The 19,121-nt window shown below is 27.6% G+C and carries 20 protein-coding genes; 18 read left to right on the top strand and 2 right to left on the bottom strand.

Annotation, left to right across the window (positions count from 1 at the left end; genetic code table 11):
* The first annotated feature begins 536 nt into the window (after positions 1-536).
* The 11 genes from NL43_RS04895 (at position 537) to NL43_RS04845 (ending at position 9,618) form a co-directional block, all read left to right on the top strand.
* Positions 537-1,211, top strand: a complete 675-nt coding sequence (locus NL43_RS04895) for an energy-coupling factor ABC transporter permease (protein ID WP_069592928.1) — start codon at positions 537-539, stop codon at positions 1,209-1,211.
* 1 nt (position 1,212) lies between these two features.
* Positions 1,213-1,512, top strand: a complete 300-nt coding sequence (locus tag NL43_RS04890; RefSeq protein WP_069592927.1) for an energy-coupling factor ABC transporter substrate-binding protein — start codon at positions 1,213-1,215, stop codon at positions 1,510-1,512.
* A gap of 74 nt (positions 1,513-1,586) precedes the next feature.
* Complete coding sequence (gene cbiQ, locus NL43_RS04885; RefSeq protein ID WP_084790414.1) at positions 1,587-2,393, top strand: cobalt ECF transporter T component CbiQ; 807 nt, start codon at positions 1,587-1,589, stop codon at positions 2,391-2,393.
* A 34-nt stretch (positions 2,394-2,427) separates the two neighbouring features.
* Positions 2,428-3,267: an ATP-binding cassette domain-containing protein gene (locus NL43_RS04880; protein WP_069592926.1), complete on the top strand. Its 840-nt coding sequence runs from the start codon at positions 2,428-2,430 to the stop codon at positions 3,265-3,267.
* A 252-nt stretch (positions 3,268-3,519) separates the two neighbouring features.
* Positions 3,520-4,896, top strand: a complete 1,377-nt coding sequence (locus NL43_RS04875) for a TldD/PmbA family protein (protein WP_069592925.1) — start codon at positions 3,520-3,522, stop codon at positions 4,894-4,896.
* Positions 4,896-5,474 (top strand): AmmeMemoRadiSam system protein A, encoded by a 579-nt coding sequence (gene amrA, locus NL43_RS04870; RefSeq protein WP_069592924.1) that lies wholly within the window; start codon positions 4,896-4,898, stop codon positions 5,472-5,474. Before NL43_RS04875 ends, amrA begins: the two co-directional genes overlap by 1 nt.
* Before the next feature lie 23 nt (positions 5,475-5,497).
* Positions 5,498-6,538, top strand: coding sequence for a GTPase (locus NL43_RS04865; RefSeq protein ID WP_069592923.1), 1,041 nt, complete (start codon positions 5,498-5,500; stop codon positions 6,536-6,538).
* Between the two features lie 155 nt (positions 6,539-6,693).
* The gene (locus NL43_RS04860) at positions 6,694-7,269 is read left to right on the top strand and encodes an Hsp20/alpha crystallin family protein (RefSeq protein ID WP_069592922.1); all 576 of its coding nucleotides are present in this window, start codon (positions 6,694-6,696) and stop codon (positions 7,267-7,269) included.
* Positions 7,270-7,463: 194 nt separating this feature from the next.
* On the top strand, positions 7,464-8,423 hold the full coding sequence (locus NL43_RS04855; protein ID WP_069592921.1) for a 3H domain-containing protein: 960 nt from the start codon (positions 7,464-7,466) through the stop codon (positions 8,421-8,423).
* Between the two features lie 78 nt (positions 8,424-8,501).
* The gene (locus tag NL43_RS04850) at positions 8,502-9,098 is read left to right on the top strand and encodes a ZPR1 zinc finger domain-containing protein (RefSeq protein WP_069592920.1); all 597 of its coding nucleotides are present in this window, start codon (positions 8,502-8,504) and stop codon (positions 9,096-9,098) included.
* A 13-nt stretch (positions 9,099-9,111) separates the two neighbouring features.
* Positions 9,112-9,618, top strand: a complete 507-nt coding sequence (locus NL43_RS04845; protein WP_069592919.1) for a nitroreductase family protein — start codon at positions 9,112-9,114, stop codon at positions 9,616-9,618.
* Positions 9,619-9,717: 99 nt separating this feature from the next.
* Here the strand turns inward: NL43_RS04845 and NL43_RS04840 are convergent, their stop codons facing one another.
* Entirely contained in the window at positions 9,718-10,170 is a 453-nt protein-coding gene (locus NL43_RS04840; RefSeq protein ID WP_069592918.1) for a hypothetical protein, read from the bottom strand.
* 219 nt (positions 10,171-10,389) lie between these two features.
* On the bottom strand, positions 10,390-11,232 hold the full coding sequence (gene nadC / locus NL43_RS04835) for a carboxylating nicotinate-nucleotide diphosphorylase (RefSeq protein WP_069592917.1): 843 nt from the start codon (positions 11,230-11,232) through the stop codon (positions 10,390-10,392).
* Positions 11,233-11,411: 179 nt separating this feature from the next.
* Here nadC and rnz point away from each other — a divergent pair, with 179 nt between their 5' ends.
* The 7 genes from rnz to NL43_RS04800 all read left to right on the top strand — a co-directional run bounded on the left by rnz (position 11,412) and on the right by NL43_RS04800 (position 19,120).
* Complete coding sequence (gene rnz / locus NL43_RS04830) at positions 11,412-12,347, top strand: ribonuclease Z (RefSeq protein ID WP_069592916.1); 936 nt, start codon at positions 11,412-11,414, stop codon at positions 12,345-12,347.
* A gap of 102 nt (positions 12,348-12,449) precedes the next feature.
* Entirely contained in the window at positions 12,450-13,103 is a 654-nt protein-coding gene (locus NL43_RS04825) for an SHOCT domain-containing protein (protein ID WP_069592915.1), read from the top strand.
* Between the two features lie 313 nt (positions 13,104-13,416).
* Positions 13,417-14,376, top strand: a complete 960-nt coding sequence (locus tag NL43_RS04820; RefSeq protein WP_069592914.1) for a replication factor C small subunit — start codon at positions 13,417-13,419, stop codon at positions 14,374-14,376.
* Positions 14,377-14,391: 15 nt separating this feature from the next.
* Positions 14,392-15,939, top strand: a complete 1,548-nt coding sequence (locus NL43_RS04815) for a replication factor C large subunit (RefSeq protein ID WP_069592913.1) — start codon at positions 14,392-14,394, stop codon at positions 15,937-15,939.
* 94 nt (positions 15,940-16,033) lie between these two features.
* Positions 16,034-16,924, top strand: coding sequence for an agmatinase (gene speB / locus NL43_RS04810; RefSeq protein ID WP_069592912.1), 891 nt, complete (start codon positions 16,034-16,036; stop codon positions 16,922-16,924).
* Positions 16,925-17,016: 92 nt separating this feature from the next.
* The gene (gene hemB / locus NL43_RS04805) at positions 17,017-17,982 is read left to right on the top strand and encodes a porphobilinogen synthase (protein WP_084790413.1); all 966 of its coding nucleotides are present in this window, start codon (positions 17,017-17,019) and stop codon (positions 17,980-17,982) included.
* Between the two features lie 208 nt (positions 17,983-18,190).
* Positions 18,191-19,120, top strand: a complete 930-nt coding sequence (locus NL43_RS04800; RefSeq protein WP_084790412.1) for a triphosphoribosyl-dephospho-CoA synthase — start codon at positions 18,191-18,193, stop codon at positions 19,118-19,120.
* Position 19,121: the final 1 nt, after the last annotated feature.

The following is a 19,121-nucleotide window of genomic DNA, read 5'->3' as shown; positions in this document are numbered from 1 at the left end:
ATTTTTTGCATGGAACAAATAGTGGTGTTGTGTAGTATTATTTGAATTTTTAGTAGATAAGCTATTTTTTTGGATTTAATTTGTTGTTCAAAGTTATAATTCATGTTTTCATATTAATTTTGAATATATTTTTAATTTTTGTTTGTTTTTAGGTCATGATTTTAATAAATAACTATTTACTCTTTTAAAACTATTGTTTTTCTTTTAAATAATTTTTTCTAGGTTATTTTTCTAGTAAAATTGATTTAATTTTATTTTTTAGTTTATTTTTTATTTTTTTAGTTTTATGAGGTTTATTTTATAATTTTTGTTCTATATGTGTTTTGTTTTAAATTTTTATAAAAATAAATATTTATTTTATAAATTTAGTTTATCCTTAAAATTAAATTAAAGTTTAATGACTTCCCAGAATATTTAAATAGTATATTTAATATATCTATAATTATTATTTTATTATATGGTTTAACTTTAATTGAGTAATAAAATAAGTAGATTATTAGATTATTATTAATTTATAATATGGAGGAAAATCAAAAATGCACATTATGGAAGGTTACTTGCCTCCAGAATGGTGTGCTTTATGGATTATCATATGTATTCCTGTAGTAATCTATGGTATTATGCAAATTAAGAAAGCAACAGAAAATAATGACGAAGCAATGCCATTATTAGCACTTTCAGGTGCTTTCATGTTTATTCTTTCTTCATTAAAAATGCCATCAGTTACAGGAAGTTGTTCACACCCATGTGGTAATGGTTTAGGTGCAGTATTCTTTGGACCAGCAGTAACAGCAGTATTATCTGTAATAGTATTATTATTCCAAGCTATCCTCTTAGCACACGGTGGATTAACTACTATCGGAGCAAACATATTCTCTATGGGTATAGTAGGTCCATTATGTGGATGGTTAGTATGGAAAGGACTTAGAAAAATAAACATATCTGCTCCAATTTCAATGTTTTTCACAGCATTTGTAGCAGATTTAATGACTTATGTTATGACAGCAATAGAATTATCATTAGCTTTCCCAAAACCAAGTTTCGGTGAAGCTTTAGTTACATTCTTAGTAATATTTGCTATAACTCAAATACCATTAGCAATTGCTGAAGGTATATTAACAACAGTTATTTACAATTATATTAGTGATGCAAGACCAGATATTCTTGTTAAATTAAATATAATTGATGAAAAAGAAGCAGGAGCAAATTAAGATGGTAAATTATAAACAAATTGGTTTACTAGTTATAGTAGCAATATTAATCTTAGCTCCTCTCATTATATATAATGGTGTAGGTGAAGACGAAGGTTACTTCGGTGGATCTGATGATACTGGAGGAGAAGCAATCGAAGAAAATAACCCAGACTATGAAGTATGGGCAGAACCTCTTTGGGAACCACCTAGTGGAGAAATTGAAAGTTTAATTTTCTGTCTCCAAGCAGCAATTGGTGCTATAATCATTGGATATATCTTTGGTTACTGGCATGGTGGAAGAAAAGCTAGAAAAGAATAATTATATTCTAATATAATTTATTCTTTTTCTTAAAACTTATTTTAGATTTTTTTTTTATGAAGTGGTGAATAATTATGTCAATATTTGAAGACACTTTAGATCATTATACAGCACATAATAATTTAAGTGAAAATAATATTTATTATAAGACATTATTTGCTGTATTAACATTAATTATAAACTTATTTGCTAACTCACCAATCGTACCTTTCCTAATTTTCATAATATGTACTATAATTATTATAGGAAAAGCAAAAATACCTGCTAAATTTTATGCTACGTTCATGGCAGTTCCATTTGGTTTTGCATTAATTTCTGTAATTTTCATGGCTTTCTTCTTTGGAGTTGGTGATCACATATGGAACTTAGGTATATTCGGTTGGGGTATTACAGCTGATGGTCTAAATAGGGGAGTACTTGTATTTTTCAAAGTTATGGGTGGTGTTTCAGCTTTAGCTGTTCTTATATTAACTACACCTATGAACAGAGTATTTGGTATATTCCATGATTTACATGTTCCATCAATATTAACTGATTTAGCAATACTCATGTACAGATACATTTTCTTATTCTTAGATGTAACTGCAACAATGTACAATTCACAAAAAACAAGACTTGGATATCATAGTTATATGAGTTGGATGCACTGTCTTGCATCACTAGCTGGAATGGTATTTATTAGAACATGGGAACAAGGAGAAATATCTTATAAAGCATTAGCTTCAAGAGGATATAATGGACGTTTAAACATGATTCGTCAAGGGGATAATATTAAAGATATTTCTGCAATTGAATGGATTTGTTTAATAGTATTTGAAGTACTAGTGGCATATGGAATATATATAACAGGAACAATTAATGTAGTACCAGTACTAATTTAGATAAATAAATAATTTTTATTATAGGATGATTTTAATGACAACAATATTAGAAACTAAAGAGTTAATCTATACTTATCCTGATGGAACAAATGCTCTTAAAGGAATTAACTTTAAAATTGAAGAAGGTTCAATGGTATCTTTATTAGGTCCTAATGGAGCAGGAAAAAGTACTTTTTTCCTACATTTTAATGGGATAATAGAACCTACAAGTGGTTCAGTTGAAATTGAAGGTAAAACTTTAAAATATGATAAAAAAAGTTTACTTGGAGCAAGACAAGAAGTAGGAATCGTATTTCAAAATCCTGATGACCAACTATTTGCACCAACAGTATTTGAAGATGTTGCATTTGGACCAATGAATATGGGATTACCTGAAGATGAAGTAAAAAAACGATCAATGGATGCACTTGAAAAAGTAGGAATGGCACATGTAGCAAACAAAGCACCACACCATTTAAGTGGAGGTCAGAAAAAACGTGTTGCAATTGCAGGAATTCTTTCCATGCAACCAAAAATAATGGTTTTGGATGAACCTACAAGTGGATTAGATCCAAATGGTGCTTCAAGTATCATGCAATTATTATATGACTTAAATGCAGAAGGAATGACAATTATTATTTCAACACATGATGTTGACTTAGTACCAATGTATTCTGATGATATTCACGTAATAATTGGTGGAAAAATTATCAAATCAGGAAATTGTAAGGATATATTTATGGATGAAGAAATTATTAAAGAAGCTGATTTACGATTACCTTGGATTGGGCAATTATTCAATGATTTAGACAAAGAATATAATATAACTTTCAAGGAAGGTTATCCATTAACAGTGGGTGAAGCAAAAACAGTATTAGCTAAAAAATTAAAATAATTTTTTAGAAAAACTAATTTTCTTTATCTTTTTTACAAACTTATTTTTTTAAATTAAACTTTTCACTTATTTCTACTAGTCCAATATAAAAGATTATTAAGTATATTAAATATATATAAATACTAATAATAGATAAAATTAAACAAAAATCATAACAAGAAATCTATTTTTTAATTAAACTTAACCTAAATTAATTTTAAATAATTACATCACATTAAATTCACAACATAAAATAAAAAGGAGGACTAAAACATGACTGGTGAAATAGATATTGATTATTTTCAAAAAATAATTAATAAATTAGAATCTAGAGTGGATTATGCTGATCTACGTGTAGGTGACTCAATAAATAATACTATTGTAATGAAAGATAGTAAAATAGATAATGTAGACACAGGTATGAATTTTTCAGTAGGTATACGAGTACTACAAAATGGTGCATGGGGTTCAGCATTCACAACAGATATAAATAAGGTTGAAGAAGTAGCAGATAAAGCAACAACACTTGCAAGTCAATTAAGTAGTGATGTTGAATTAACACAAGCAAATCCACAAGAAGACATAGTAGATTCGAAAGCAAAAATCAAACTAAATGATGTATCTTTTGAAGAAAAAATTGAAACTATGAAAGAAGCAGATAAAGCAGCACAACTAGAAGGCATTCAAAGTACAAATATAACCTTTTCTGAATCAGAATCAAAAAATCTATTACTAAGCACTGAAGGAACAAATATTCTTTCAGAAAATAATAGAATAATTTTTTCAATGAATTCTGTTGCTTCTAATGGTGAAGTAATGCAAATTGGACATAAAAGTCTTGGTGGAGTACAAGGTTTTGAAATAATAAAAAATGCAGATTTGGAAGAATTTGGAAGAAGTATATCTCAAAAAGCAATAAGTTTACTTGATGCAAAAACACCACCTTCTGGTGATTTTCCAGTTATATTAGATTCTGAACTTGCAGGGGTATTTATTCATGAAGCATTAGGGCATGCTTCAGAAGCAGATATTATTCTTCAAAATGATTCAATACTAAAAGGAAAACTTGGTCAAAAAATTGGGTCTGATTTAATAACAGTAGTTGATGATGCAAGTAGGGAAGATGGATTTGGATATTATCCATATGATGTTGAAGGAACAAAAACATCTAAAAATGTACTTGTAGAAAATGGTGAATTAAAATCAATACTTAGTTCACGTGAAACTGCTAAAAAATTAGGGAGAGAATCTAGTGGAAATGCAAGATCAATAATTAAAGATCAACCAATTGTTCGTATGAGTAATACATATATTCAACCAGGTGAATCCTCATTTGATGAATTAATTGAAGATATGGCTGATGGAATTTATCTTAAAGGTTCACGTGGTGGACAAGTAGATACAGGAAGAGGTGTTTTCCAATTTAATGCAGTAGAAGCATACTTGATTGAAAATGGGGAATTAGGTAATCATCTAAGGGATGTTTCATTATCTGGAAGTACTCTTGACATATTAAATAATGTAGTGGGTGTAGGATCTGATTTCCATTTAAGTGTAGGTTTCTGTGGAAAAGATGGTCAAACAGCACCTGTAGGTGATGGAGGACCACATATAAAAGTAAGTAAAGCAACAGTAGGTGGTGTTCAATAGTGAATAAAGTTGTATTTTCCGAAGAGGAAGGACAATTACTTATTGAACAAGCTAGGTTAGCAATATTATCTTACTTAAATGATGAAGAATATCCTGAACTAATTAATATTCCTGAAAATTTCAATAAACATTTAGGTGTTTTTGTTACATTAAATAAAAATAATAACTTACGTGGTTGCATAGGTACTTTTGAAGCGGAAGAACCATTATACAAAGAAGTTCAGGAAATGGCAATATATTCTGCATTTTATGATAATCGCTTTAATATGTTACAACTTGAAGAAATTGATGATATAGAAATAGAAATTAGTATACTAACTGAACCTGAACTGGTTGAAGTAGATATATTTGAAGAATATTTCTCTAAAATAGACTTAGGTGTAGATGGACTTAAAATAGAAAAAAATAATAATGTGAGTGTATTTTTACCACAAGTTCCACTAGAACAAGGATGGGATATGGATAATTATTTAGAAAATTTATGTTATAAAGCAGGTTTACCTAAGGATGCATGGAAAGAAAATGATACTAAGCTATATAAATTCCAAGCACAAATTTTTGAGGAAAAAAATGAATAAAAAAATATTGGGAGATATAAAAAATGAAGTTACCACAAGTACCAACACCGGATGAAGTAATTGACAAGGCATTTAACAGGGCAAGTAAAGCTGCTTCTAAAGTAAGAAGTTCAAAATTACATCCACGTGTTAAAGGAAGACGAATTGAAGAAGTAAGAGTAGAAACTGCATGTGAAACAATAAACAGTACATTTAATAGAATAATAACAGGAACACCAATTATTGAAGAATTACCTGAATTTTATCAAGATTATATTGATATTGTTGTAGGTGTAGATCAATATAAACATTCATTAGGTGCAGTATTCTGGGCATTAGGTGTTTTAAAACAAATTGAATCACAATACACAAGTAGGATAAGAAAATCAGATTCATTAAGTGCAATTCCAATACGTAAAGAAGCATATGGTAGAATAGTATCTGTTGTAAAACGTATTGGTGATGAGTTAGATTTCTTAGACTTTGCAAAACGTGAATTAAAACATATGCCAAATATTAATTTTGATGCAGTAAGAGTAGTAATTGCAGGATTTCCTAATGTAGGTAAATCCACATTACTTAATAATATTACTGATGCAAGTCCTAAAGTAGCTAACTATCCATTTACAACACAAGGATTACAAATAGGAAATTATGAATTAAACTTCAAACAATATCAAATAATTGATACACCAGGTTTACTTGATAGATCTATTAATGACATGAATGAAATTGAGTTAAATGCTATAGCTGCTCTAGAACACTTGGGAAATATAATTATATACATATTTGATCCCTCAGAAACTTCAGGTTTCTTAATGGAAAATCAATATTTATTATATGCCGAAATTAAAAAAGTATTTGAAACACCAATGATTTGTTTATTTAATAAAACTGATTTATTAGCTGATGATAGTGTAATTGAAGAATATTCTGAAAAAATAGATGATCCTATATTCAGAACAAGTATTAATGATTTAAGTAAAATCGATGAAATTAAGAACTTAATTGAAAATATGGGTAAATCATTTGCTAGTCAAGATGAATATAATCAGAAATATGCATTAAGACATCCTAGAAAATAAATAACATTCTTCTATTTTTTTTATAATCTTTTTTTTTAATTTCCTTGTTGACTTTTAATGTTTATCTTATTTAGGAAATCTTTAAATATTATGGATAATATTATTAATGTATGTACTTAAATATGTAATATTATAAATTAATAGGGTTGATTCTAATGGTCGATGTAAATATTAATTCAGAAGAAATCAAAGAAGAAGAAATTGAAGAAGTAGATGAAATTGATAAAAACACTGAAAATGTTGAAGAAACTAATGAAAAAACCACAGAAAAAAATCAATTTAACTACAAATCATATGGAAAAGAAGCTGCAGGAGAAGCAAGAGAAAATGCAAAAAAACTAGTGGATGATTTCTATTCTGCTTTTAAATCAATGCAAGGTGACTGGAATAAAACTATTGATGAATACAGATCAAATAAACCAGCATTTGATTTATTAGAATATGAAGATAAATTAGTAATAAAAATGGATTTGCCAAGAGTTTCTAAAGAAGATATATCTGTTAAAATGTCTACTGAAGCAGTATATGTAGAAGTAGAATTCCCTGAAGAATCTGAAGATGAAGATGTTAAAGTTTTAAGAAAAGAAAGATGTTCTGGAAAAACTAAAAGAGTAATACCAATTCCTATAGAAATAGAAGTGGATGATGTAAAAGCATCTTTTGAAGATAATGAATTAACAATCACTATTCCAAAAGAAAAAATTAGGGAAGTGGATGTTGAAATAGTATAATATTTTATCTATTTTTTATTTTTTTTCAAAAACAGTTTTTTTCATGGTTTATATTTTGTTTTTTATTAACTTTTTTATCATATTGTATTCGTATGATGTATATTATCAAATGACAAATAATTCATTTTTCTAACAAATACTATAATATATAACTTATAGATAATTATATAATAAGAAACTATTTAAAAGGTGATATTATGAAACCTTATGTTATTTTAATAGGTTCTGCTTCAGGAATAGGAAAATCCACAATTGCATATGAAATATCAAAAGCACTAGGTATAAAATACTTAATAGAAACAGATTTTATAAGAGAAATAGTACGGGGAATAATAGGTCCTGATTATGCACCAGCATTACATAAATCTTCTTTTAATGCATATACAACTCTAAGAGATACCTATAATTTTAACTCAGAGACAAAACTAATAGAAGCAGGATTTGAAGAACATGCAACATTTGTAATTCCAGCAATAGAAAAAGTTATCACAAGATCAGTGAAAGATAAAGATTCCATTATCATAGAAGGTGTACATCTAGTTCCAGGATTAATAAATACGAAACAATTCGAAGAATTGGCTAATGTTTACTTTTTTATATTAACTGCAGATGAAGAATCACATAAAGAACGTTTCATCCAAAGAGCAATGGCAATAAAAAGAGGAGGAACTCAATTAGATTACTTTAAAGAGAATAGAATTATTAATGAAGATTTAATTCAAAAAGCAAATATGCTAAATATTCCCGTAATCAATAATAAAAATAAAGAGGAAACCACTAAAAATATATTAAGACACATAAATGAAGTATCAAAAGAACTCTTTTTAAAACATTCTATTGATGAAATAGATTTGGAACGAAAAATAATTACTAAATATGGTGGAAGAATAAGTGATATTTCCTATTATATAGATGACTTTAAAGAACCATTAACAAGACAAGTAACTGATTATGATAATGAAGAAAAATCAGATAACTTCTTGGATAATCTTGAAAAATCACCAAAACAAAAAGAGTCATTAAAAAAATTGTATGATTTATCTAATAATATTCATAGTCATAAAATATATGCTCCAGATAAAAAAAGTTTAGAAAGTATTATCAGGGAATTAAAAGAACATAATTTATTATATGATTCTTATAAAAAAACTTAAATAATAGTAAAAACTTCTAAAATAAGAATTATTAGTTTAAAAGATAAAAATAAATAAAATTAAAGGAATTGAATAGATATGAATGAAAATAATTTGAAATCAAATGATGTAATGAAATCTGATTGTCCTGTGTGTGGTGGTGATAAAACATTAGAAGTAATAAATAAAACAGATAATATACCCTACTTTGGAGATATATTAGAAACATCAGTATCATGTACAGTATGTGGTTATCAATCTTCTGACAGCATATCATTACAAACTAATGATCCATCTAAATACACACTTCAAATAAATGATACAAAACTAAATACAAGAGTAGCAAAATCACAAACAGCTACAGTAACTATACCTGAATTAGGTTTAAAAGTAGAACCAGGACCAAAATCACAAGGATATGTGTCAAATGTAGAGGGCATACTAAATCGTTTTGAAGCTGCTGTTGTAAGAGCAATAAAACTTGAAGGCGAAGGTATATCTGATGATATTGAAGAAAATGCTTTAAACATCTTACAATTAATAACTGATATTAAAATAGGTGAATTAACTACAGAACTCATAATAGAAGATCCATTTGGAAATAGTGTTATTGATGATGAAGATGCTGAAAAAGAATTATTATCACAAGAAGAAGCAGATAAATTAACAACAGGATTTACAACAATAGATCAATAAATCAGGTGATTTAATGTCAGTATTAGAAACAATAGAAAAAAGATATAGTGTACGTGGATATGAAGATAAAGAAGTAGAAGAAGAAAAATTACAGAAAATTCTTAAAGCAGCACAATTAGCACCAACTGGTGTAAATGCACAGGCATTCAAAGTATATGTTATTGACACTAAAAAAAATGCAGATAAATTAAAAGAAGTTTACAGTGCTGAATGGCTAATTGAAGCACCAATAGTATTAGCAGTAGTAAGTAAAGCTAATGATGCATGGATACGTCCATGGGATAGTGTAAATATTAATGAAATTGATGCAACAATTGTAATGGATCACATGATACTTGAAGCTACTGAACTTGGATTAGGAACATGTTATATTGCAGCATTCCATGAAAGACCGTTAATTGATTTATTAAAATTATCTGAAGAAGAACATCCTGTTTTATTAACACCTGTTGGTTATCCTAATGCAGAACCACGTGAGACGGGTAGAAAAAGCTTGGAAGAATTAGTTGAATATATCTAATTTCTTTTTTAAATCTTATTTTTTTTAAATCTTTAGTTTTAGAATTAGTTTTTGCGTCATGTTTCAGGAGGTTAAAAAAAGAATTTAGAGAAGTAATCTCTAGAATAATGTATCTTCATCTTCAGTGGTATCTGGTTTATCATTAATTTTAAGTGTAGCTTTAACATCCATACTTAATGCATCACAGTCTGCTTTAATAGCATCTAAATGTTTTAATATTCTCATTTTTTCTTCATTAATTCTTTCTATGTTAGTGTATGGGTATGTGGATTCTTTTAGCATTTCATATTCTACTGTTGAGTATGGGTATTCATTGAGTTGTTTACATACATTTACTAATACTTCACCTAAAAATTTGTTCATTTCTACTTTTACTCGTTCCCTAATCATTTTATCGTCATCAAGATGTGCTTTCATGAGACGTACTACTTCTGCTTTTGCAAATGGTAATTTTTCGCCTGCTTCATCGAAATTTTCTTCATTTTCTGTTATTTCAATGTCTTCTGTTTCAACTTCTTCGTTTATTTCATAATTTTCTTCAAACTCTGCCATTTATATTACCTCGCAAAAATTCATTATATGAATCATAATTTCACATGTTTTCATATAATTTTATGTTATTATATGTGTTCTTTTTAATTAATAAATATATTGTTATTTTTTATTTCATGATTAAAATATTGATATTATCCAGAATTAACTTTGATTATTTTAGGTCATTATATTAATTTAATTAAAGATAATTTTTTTATTAATTTACATTGTATCCTGTTATAATAAATCTAAACCCATATCTAATGATTTAGCACTATTTGTAATAAACCCACTAGATATTACATTCACATCTAATGCAGCATACTCATTAATATTATCTGGATTAATACCACCACTAACTTCAATAATAACATTTTCACGTAATCTACGTTTTTTCAAAGTATCCAAAACTTTTTTAATTTCTTCTGGATTCATATTATCTAGCATAATTATATCTGCACCAAACATACTTGCTTTCACTGCATCATCAAGGTTTTCAACCTCAATTTCAATTTTTTTTGTAAAACTAACATTAGCTTTAGCTCGATCTATAGCTTCAATAACACTACCTACTACTTGGATATGATTATCTTTAATTAGAACACAATCATCTAATTTAAATCTATGTGCATCACCACCACCAAGTTCAACAGCCTTTTTTTCAAGTTTCTGTAATCCTGGTGTAGTTTTTCGAGTACATGCAATACGAACATCTGGATTTATTTCATGAACTTTTTCACATGTATTATGAACTAATGTTGCAATTCCACTTAAATGCATTAAATAATTAAGTATGGTTCTTTCAGTCATTAATATATCTTTAGCTTTACCTTCAAATTCTAGAATAATATCTCCTTTATGAATTTCATCACCATCAAGATAACTACTTACCATGTTTAAGTTAAATTCTTTAAGAATATAATGAGCAACATCCATTCCTGCTAAAATTCCATTATCTTTACATATAATTTCTGCTTGAGCCCATTTATTATCCTCAATTAAACTGTTTGTAGTAATATCTTCAAATCCAATATCATCATATATATTTTCTATAATTCTATTATCACTAAAAATGGTCATTATTTTTCACATACCTTTCTTTTTAATATATATGTATATTATTTTTAGTACTAAAAAGAATTATCTAAAATTTTTATTTTCTTTAAAATAAATACTAATAAACTACATAAATATATATTATTTAAAAAATAGGAATATTATTTTTTTAATTATTAACAGTAAAGGAGTTATTTATTATTATAGAATTAACCTTTTTAGGCACAGCATCTGCAATACCAACAAGGTATAGAAATCATACTGCAATTCTGGTGAAAGTATCAAATAGAATGATTCTTTTAGATTGTGGAGAAGCTACTCAAAAACAATTAATGAAAGCTGAAATTAGTCCTATGAAAATAGATGATATTTATATTACTCATTTACATGGTGATCATATTCTAGGATTACCTGGATTAATACAATCATTAGCATTTCGTGGAAGAACAAGACCCTTGAATATTTATGGGCCAAAAGGAATAGGTGAATTAATAGATCATATTAAACACTTAGGATACTGTACAATGGGCTATGATTTAATTACACATGAAATACTTGATGATGATATTATAATTTATCAACAAAATGATTTTCTAGTTAAAGCTAGGAAAATGAAACACACAGTTTTTGATTATGCATATAAAATAGAAGAACTTAGACAACCAAAATTCCTAAGAAGTAAGGCAATTGAATTAGGAGTACCACCAGGTCCACTTTTTGGAAAATTACAAGCTGGAAATTCAGTTTCAATAGATGGGAAAGTGATTGAACCTGAAGAAGTACTAGGACCTCCAAGAAAAGGTGTAAAATTTGTATTTAGTGGGGATACAATACCACAAGAATCTATGATTGACTTTGCAAAAGATGTTGATTTATTAATACATGAAGCAACATTTACTGGAGATATTCGAGAAAAAGCGACTGAAAATGGACATACCGTTGCAGAAGATGCTGCAAGAATTGCAAAAGATGCAAATGTGGAACAATTAATATTAACTCATTTATCTAATAGGTACACGGATTCAAAACCATTGGTTGATGAAGCAAGACAAGTATTTAAAAATACAGTATATGCTAAAGATTTAATGACAGTTGTAATAGAAAATAAAAAGCCTGTAACAATAAAAAAGAATAAATAATAGGATAGGGTATTTTCAAATATTTTTAAAAAAATATATTTAATCATTTAAAATATATATTAATATAAGGATAATTTAATTAAAAAAAGGTAGAGTGATAATATGGGTTTATTTGATAGTATAGAAATTGATTCTAGATTAATTCCTTATATAAGTAAAGGTGAAGGTGTAGGTGTAGTAAAAATAGATGGTTTAGGTAAATGTTCTGCAAGACTAGAATCTGATGAAATTGTTTTAACAACATATGATGGTCAAAGACAAGTACCTGTTAAACTTTCAAGTATAAATCTTTTAAGTTATGATAAAGGAAATTTCATTAATGAACCAAAAATGACGATTGGTGTTTCTGGAAGACAATATGTTCTAGCAGGTGTAAATAACAATGATGCTGAATTAGAACGTTTTTACAATACAATTCTTGACTTAAAAGATAGAGAACATAGAAGTAAACAAGGAAAACAGCAAACTAATCCAAATAATCACAAAGGTATGCCACATCCTAATCCTAATATAACAAATCCAAACAAACAACCAAATAAACAACAAGTAACTACTCAAAACATGGATTATGAACAACCACAACAACAGGATACATATAAAAATGAGGATAATTTCACAACTTCAGAGTCAATACCAGAAAACATTTCTCAAAAAGATCCTGTCGATGAAATTAGAAGATATTATGAATTAAAAGAAGATGGAATAATATCTGAAGATGAATTTAATCAAAAGAAAAAGCAATTACTAGGATTATAATTAAGAAATTAACTTTCTTTTAACTTTTTTTTAAAATTTTTTTTTAGGTGTATTATGAGACCAAAAAATTATATTGGTATTATATTAGGCTTTGTATTTTTATTAACCATCATTACAATTAGTTTAAGTTATCTTAGTTTATATTATATTTAACTTTAAACTAAAACTAATAAAAGAGCATATGTTATCTTTTGCATAATTCTATTTTTTAAAAAAATATTAAAAATCAAAAACAAATATAATAATTATAGTAATATAAATTAGAATAATAAATTAACTATATAAATAATCATGATTTAGGTGGATAAATATAATGAATACGCCATGGGTAGAAAAATACAGACCACGAACATTAGATGATGTAATAGGACAAGAACAAATTGTTGGAAGATTAAAAAGATATGTGGATGAAAACTCATTACCAAACATAATGTTTACAGGATCAGCAGGAGTAGGTAAAACCACCTGTGCATTAGCATTAGCAAAAACATTACTTGGTGAATACTGGCAACAAAATTTCCTAGAATTAAATGCATCTGATGCTAGAGGAATTGACACAGTAAGAAATGAAATAAAAAGTTTTTGTAAACTCAAAGCAGTAGGTGCTCCATTTAGGATTATTTTCCTAGATGAAGTAGATAATATGACAAAGGATGCTCAACAAGCACTACGACGTGAAATGGAAATGTATACAAAAACATCTTCCTTTATCTTATCATGTAACTACTCATCAAAAATAATAGATCCAATACAATCTAGATGTGCAATATTCAGATTTGCTCCAATTAAAGCAGCACAGATAATCAAACGTTTAAAATATATTGCTGAACAAGAAGAAATTGAAGCAGAACAAGCAGCACTAGAAAATATAGTGTACTTTACTCAAGGTGATATGAGACGATCTATTAATATATTACAAGCATCAACAACGATAGATAATAAAGTAACTGAAGATACAGTGTATGATGTAATAAGTAGGGCAAAACCAAAAGATGTACGTAAAATAATTAACAAAGCATTAAATCGTGATTTTATGGCTGCACGTGATTTATTACGTGATATTATGGTTGTAGATGGAATTAGTGGGGATGATTTAATAACACAATTCTATCAAGAAGTAACTCAAATGACAAAAGAAGGTATAATTTCAGAAACAAGTTTTGTTAAATTAATGGAATATATGAGTGAATGTGATTATAGAATAAGGGAAGGATCTAATCCACGACTTCAATTAGAAGCGTTATTGAGTAAATTTTTAATAGTTAATAGTTAAATAGGATGCATAAAATTGAAATGGGTAGAAAAATATGCACCTAAATCATTAGGTGACGTACTTGGAAATGCCAAACCAAAGGCAGAAATAGAAGTATGGGCTAATAAATGGTCAGAAGGTACTCCACAGAAACCATTATTATTGGTGGGAAGTCCTGGAATTGGAAAAACAACTATGGCACATTTAGTGGGAAAAGAATATTTTTCTGAAACAATAGAACTTAATGCTAGTGATAAACGTTCATATGATGTATTAAAACGTAGTATTGGTGAATCTTCTCAAACAAAAAGTCTATTCCAGTCAGGTTATAAATTACTTATAATGGATGAAGTAGATGGAATTAGTGGTCGTGATGATAGTGGGGGAGCACGTGCAATTAATGAAACAATAGAAAATGCAAAACAACCACTTATAATGATGGCAAATGATCCATACAGTAAAAGATTAACAACTATTAAAAATAAATGTCAAGTAATTAAATTTACAAAAATACATACAAATACAATAAATGCACAATTAAAAAGAATATGTTCTTGGGAAGATATTAAATATGATCCTGATGCAATTAAATTACTAAGTAAACAAAGTAATGGTGATTTACGTTCAGCAATAACTAGTCTTGAAGCAATAGTGGATAATACTAAAAATATTACTATGGATAGTATATCTGTAATATCTAAAAAAGATAATGAACAAAATATTTTTGATACAGTAAGAACAGTTTTAAAAAGTAAAAATACAGAACATATTCTAGAAGCTATGCGTGTAGATACACAACCACAATTTCTCATAGAATTATTAGCAGAAAATATTCCAAGAGAATATGAACGAACAAATGAAATAGCAGAAGCTTATGAAATGATTGCATTAGCTGATGTAAACTTAGGTAGAACATTCAAAACACAAAACTACACTTACTGGAAATATGCATTTCTATTTATGGGTAGAGGTGTAGCTAATGCTAAAAAAGAAACATATAAAAAATTTGTGAGATACACAAATTCAACAGTCTATGCAAAACTAGCAAAAGGAAGAAAAAATAAAAACTTACGTGAAGAAGTAACAAGAAAAATGAGTTTAAAACTACATACATCTCCTAAAGAATTAGAAAAACAATTACCTTACTATGAAGTACTATTTGAAGATAATGAACGGGCATATGACTTAAAAGAATACTTTAAATTAACAGATGATGATGTAAAATTATTCAGATCTCGAAAAATACCAGCTTCTATAGAGAAAAAACGAATGAAAGAACTTAAAAAACTTCAAGAACAAGAAGAAAAAGAAATTCAAAAACAAAAATTATTAAAAGAAAAAGAAGCAATAAAAAATCAAGAAACACATGATGTAAAGCAAGAAACTAAAAATGAAATCAGTAAAAACACAACTAAAACAGTAAAAAAACAGTCAAATATTAAACAATCACAGAATGAAAAATCAATAAAGGAACCTGTAATTAAAAAAGAAAAACAAGTAATGATAACTGATAAAAAATCTTCAAAATCCAATAAGAAAAGTACCAAGAAGAAATCGAAACAAACAACATTATTTGATTTTTAACCTTTTTTTATATCTTTTTTTAAAAAGAAACTTATTAAACTAAAAATAAAAAAGATAATATTTATATAGATAATTTTGAAAAAGATGATTTAAAATGTTTTTTTATGCAGATAATATGATGAGATTTGCTTTTTCTCAAGAATTAAATGAAGATGAGGAAATTGAACAAGGCTATGCAATAATGGGAATTCCTTTTGACAGTACAACAAGTTATATTGCTGGATCAAGAAATGGTCCTAAGGCAATACGTGAAGCATCATATGATTTTGAATCATATAATCTTAGATTTAACAAGTCATTAAAGTGTTTTAATTATGATATTGGGGATGTTCAAGTAAATAATGGAAATTATGAAAAAACAAATATCATGGTAAAAGACACAGTATGTTCTGTTTTAGAATTAGGTTTAACTCCAATAGCTATGGGTGGGGAACATACAATAACTAATGGTGTTCTTGGAGCTATTTATGACTATGATAAAGATTATTTCAATGATTTAACAATTGTACACTTTGATGCTCATTTTGATATGCGTAACACATATCTTGATGAAAAATATTCTCATGCAACAGTTCTAAGAAGAATACATGAATTAGATCCTAAGAAAATAATACAACTAGGGATACGTTCTGCAGAATATGAAGAACATGAGTATGTTAAACAACAAGAAAATATTGAATACTATACAAGTCATGATATTCAAGATAATAAGAAGTCTATTTTAAAAGAACTGGAAAATATCAAAGGACCTATTTATATAACAGTAGATATTGATGTATTAGATCCAGCATATGCTCCATCTGTAGGAACACCAGCACCTTGTGGGATAACACCAAGAGATTTAGAAGACATGATTTCAATACTTGCAATTAAAGAAACAGCAGGATTGGATGTTGTAGAAGTTTCATCAAATACACTGGGTGATTCAACAAGTATAAATGCAGCAAAAGTAATCTATGACTTCTTATGTCTTAAAGATTGCTGAATGATTTTATTAAGAATAATTAATATAAATTAGATTAGAATTTTAAAATTGTTTTTTTTACTAAAAAAAATAATAATCATGGAGGATTTATAATGTTTCCAACAACAAGAATGAGAAGAATGAGAACAGATGAAAGAATTAGGAGTATGTTTCGTGAAACAAATATAAGTATGGATGATTTTATTTACCCATTATATATTAAAGAATCTGCAAAGGATGGTCAACCTGAAGAAATAAGTACAATGCCGGGTCAATATAGATATTCTGTGGATGATGCAATAGATTTTGCTGGATTACTTGAAGATAATGGATTAACATCAGTAATATTATTTGGAATTCCAGATTATAAGGATGAAATTGGTTCAAGTGCATATGATTCTAATGGAATCATACAACAAACAATTAGAGGACTCAAAGAACAAACAAATCTAGTAGTTTTAGGAGATGTTTGTATGTGTGAATACACCAATCATGGGCACTGTGGAATTATTAAAGATGAATATGTTCAAAATGATGAAACATTAAAATACTTATCAAAAATTGCAGTAAGTTATGCACAAGCAGGTGTGGATGTAATTGCACCAAGTGATATGATGGATGGAAGAGTATCTGCAATACGTGAAGGATTGGATAATAATGGTTTTATAAATACTCCTATCTTTTCTTATGCAGCAAAATATGCATCTACATACTATGCTCCATTTAGGGATGCAGCAGATTCAACACCAAGTTTTGGTGATCGTAAATCATATCAAATGGATCCTGCAAACTTTAATGAAGCAATAAGAGAAGTTGCATTAGATGTTCAAGAAGGAACTGATGCAATAATAGTAAAACCTGCACTAGCTTATCTTGATGTATTACGTGAAGTAAAACAAACATTTAAAATGCCAACAATAGCATATCAGGTAAGTGGAGAATACTCTATGATACAAGCAGGTATAGAAAAGGGATATATTACTGATGATTTATTATATGAAACATTATTATCTATAAAGCGTGCTGGAGCGGATATGATTATCAGTTATTTTGTTCCTCAGTTATTAGACATGGAATAAGTCTATTCCTATCCTTATTTTTTTATAATTACTATTTTTTTTCATAATTAACAGAATATTAATAATTAAGTTTAAACATAAATTTAATTATCAATAAATTATTAGTAATATATTTAACTACTTTTCTTTTTATTAAGAAGAAAAATTTATACTTATAATTATTTAACTTTTATCTTAATCATAATACATTAGGAGATATGTGGACTTTATGATGTTAACTAGTCAAGATGTGGCCCGGTTAGGTGAAATAGCTACATTATTAGAAGTTAGTGGATATCCCAAGCCAGGTAATGTTCATAGAACACAAGATTTTGAAGATATGTCCTATGAAGATTTTTTAATAAGTAGTGCATCAATACGAGAAAATCTTGATGTTGCTGCTTATGATGGATCAAGATATTATCCAAATATGCTTCATAGAATTCCAATTGGGGAATGTATACTGAATTGTGTTAGAAATACTCAAAATTTGGTAAATACAAATACGAATCTTGGAATAAGTATGTTACTTGTTCCATTAGCTGCAACTTTCGGAGCATTACTTGAAGAAAAATCAATAAATAGTTTACCTGGAACATTAGATATTATTATTAAAAATACTGAACCTGAGGATGCAATAGCATTAGTAAAAGCAATTAGTCTTTCTAAAGCAGGAGGTATTGATAATAAAACATCAGAATATGATGTTAATAATACAAATACTATTGATGAAATAAGAAGAAATCAAGTTAATCTTCATGACTTGCTTGACATGTCATCAAAATATGATAAAATATCATATGAACTAACAAATGGATTACCTGTAATTTTAAATTATGGTTATCCAACATATTGTAAGTATATGGATGAATATTCAAGAAATGATGTAACACTTGAAATATATCTAAATATACTTGCTAATGTGCCAGATACATTAATTGATAGAAAATATGGTGAAGAAATAGCAGAAAAAGTATCTAAAAAAGCACAAATAATACTAAAAGATACTGAAATTGGTACAACAGAAAGACTGGATAAATTAAAAGATTTTGACATATTTTTAAGAAATAAAAAATATAATCCTGGAACAACAGCTGATTTTACAGCAGCATCATTATTTGTAGGGTTAGTTGATAAATATTCTCAAAGTGGTTTATAAA

The organism is Methanosphaera sp. WGK6 (assembly GCF_001729965.1).
Taxonomy (GTDB): Archaea; Methanobacteriota; Methanobacteria; order Methanobacteriales; family Methanobacteriaceae; genus Methanosphaera.
Note: the sequence above shows the minus strand (reverse complement) of the source record. Positions and strands in the feature narration are given on the sequence as shown.

Excerpts from the sequence above, each read along its gene's own strand:
- NL43_RS04840 (WP_069592918.1), bottom strand. The coding sequence starts at position 10,170 with ATGGCAGAGTTTGAAGAAAATTATGAAATAAACGAAGAAGTTGAAACA.
- NL43_RS04800 (WP_084790412.1), top strand. The coding sequence starts at position 18,191 with ATGATGTTAACTAGTCAAGATGTGGCCCGGTTAGGTGAAATAGCTACA.
- NL43_RS04880 (WP_069592926.1), top strand. The coding sequence starts at position 2,428 with ATGACAACAATATTAGAAACTAAAGAGTTAATCTATACTTATCCTGAT.
- NL43_RS04860 (WP_069592922.1), top strand. The coding sequence starts at position 6,694 with ATGGTCGATGTAAATATTAATTCAGAAGAAATCAAAGAAGAAGAAATT.
- speB (WP_069592912.1), top strand. The coding sequence starts at position 16,034 with ATGTTTTTTTATGCAGATAATATGATGAGATTTGCTTTTTCTCAAGAA.
- NL43_RS04875 (WP_069592925.1), top strand. The coding sequence starts at position 3,520 with ATGACTGGTGAAATAGATATTGATTATTTTCAAAAAATAATTAATAAA.
- NL43_RS04850 (WP_069592920.1), top strand. The coding sequence starts at position 8,502 with ATGAATGAAAATAATTTGAAATCAAATGATGTAATGAAATCTGATTGT.
- NL43_RS04895 (WP_069592928.1), top strand. The coding sequence starts at position 537 with ATGCACATTATGGAAGGTTACTTGCCTCCAGAATGGTGTGCTTTATGG.
- NL43_RS04820 (WP_069592914.1), top strand. The coding sequence starts at position 13,417 with ATGAATACGCCATGGGTAGAAAAATACAGACCACGAACATTAGATGAT.
- NL43_RS04825 (WP_069592915.1), top strand. The coding sequence starts at position 12,450 with ATGGGTTTATTTGATAGTATAGAAATTGATTCTAGATTAATTCCTTAT.
- cbiQ (WP_084790414.1), top strand. The coding sequence starts at position 1,587 with ATGTCAATATTTGAAGACACTTTAGATCATTATACAGCACATAATAAT.
- nadC (WP_069592917.1), bottom strand. The coding sequence starts at position 11,232 with ATGACCATTTTTAGTGATAATAGAATTATAGAAAATATATATGATGAT.
- NL43_RS04890 (WP_069592927.1), top strand. The coding sequence starts at position 1,213 with ATGGTAAATTATAAACAAATTGGTTTACTAGTTATAGTAGCAATATTA.
- NL43_RS04865 (WP_069592923.1), top strand. The coding sequence starts at position 5,498 with ATGAAGTTACCACAAGTACCAACACCGGATGAAGTAATTGACAAGGCA.
- NL43_RS04845 (WP_069592919.1), top strand. The coding sequence starts at position 9,112 with ATGTCAGTATTAGAAACAATAGAAAAAAGATATAGTGTACGTGGATAT.
- hemB (WP_084790413.1), top strand. The coding sequence starts at position 17,017 with ATGTTTCCAACAACAAGAATGAGAAGAATGAGAACAGATGAAAGAATT.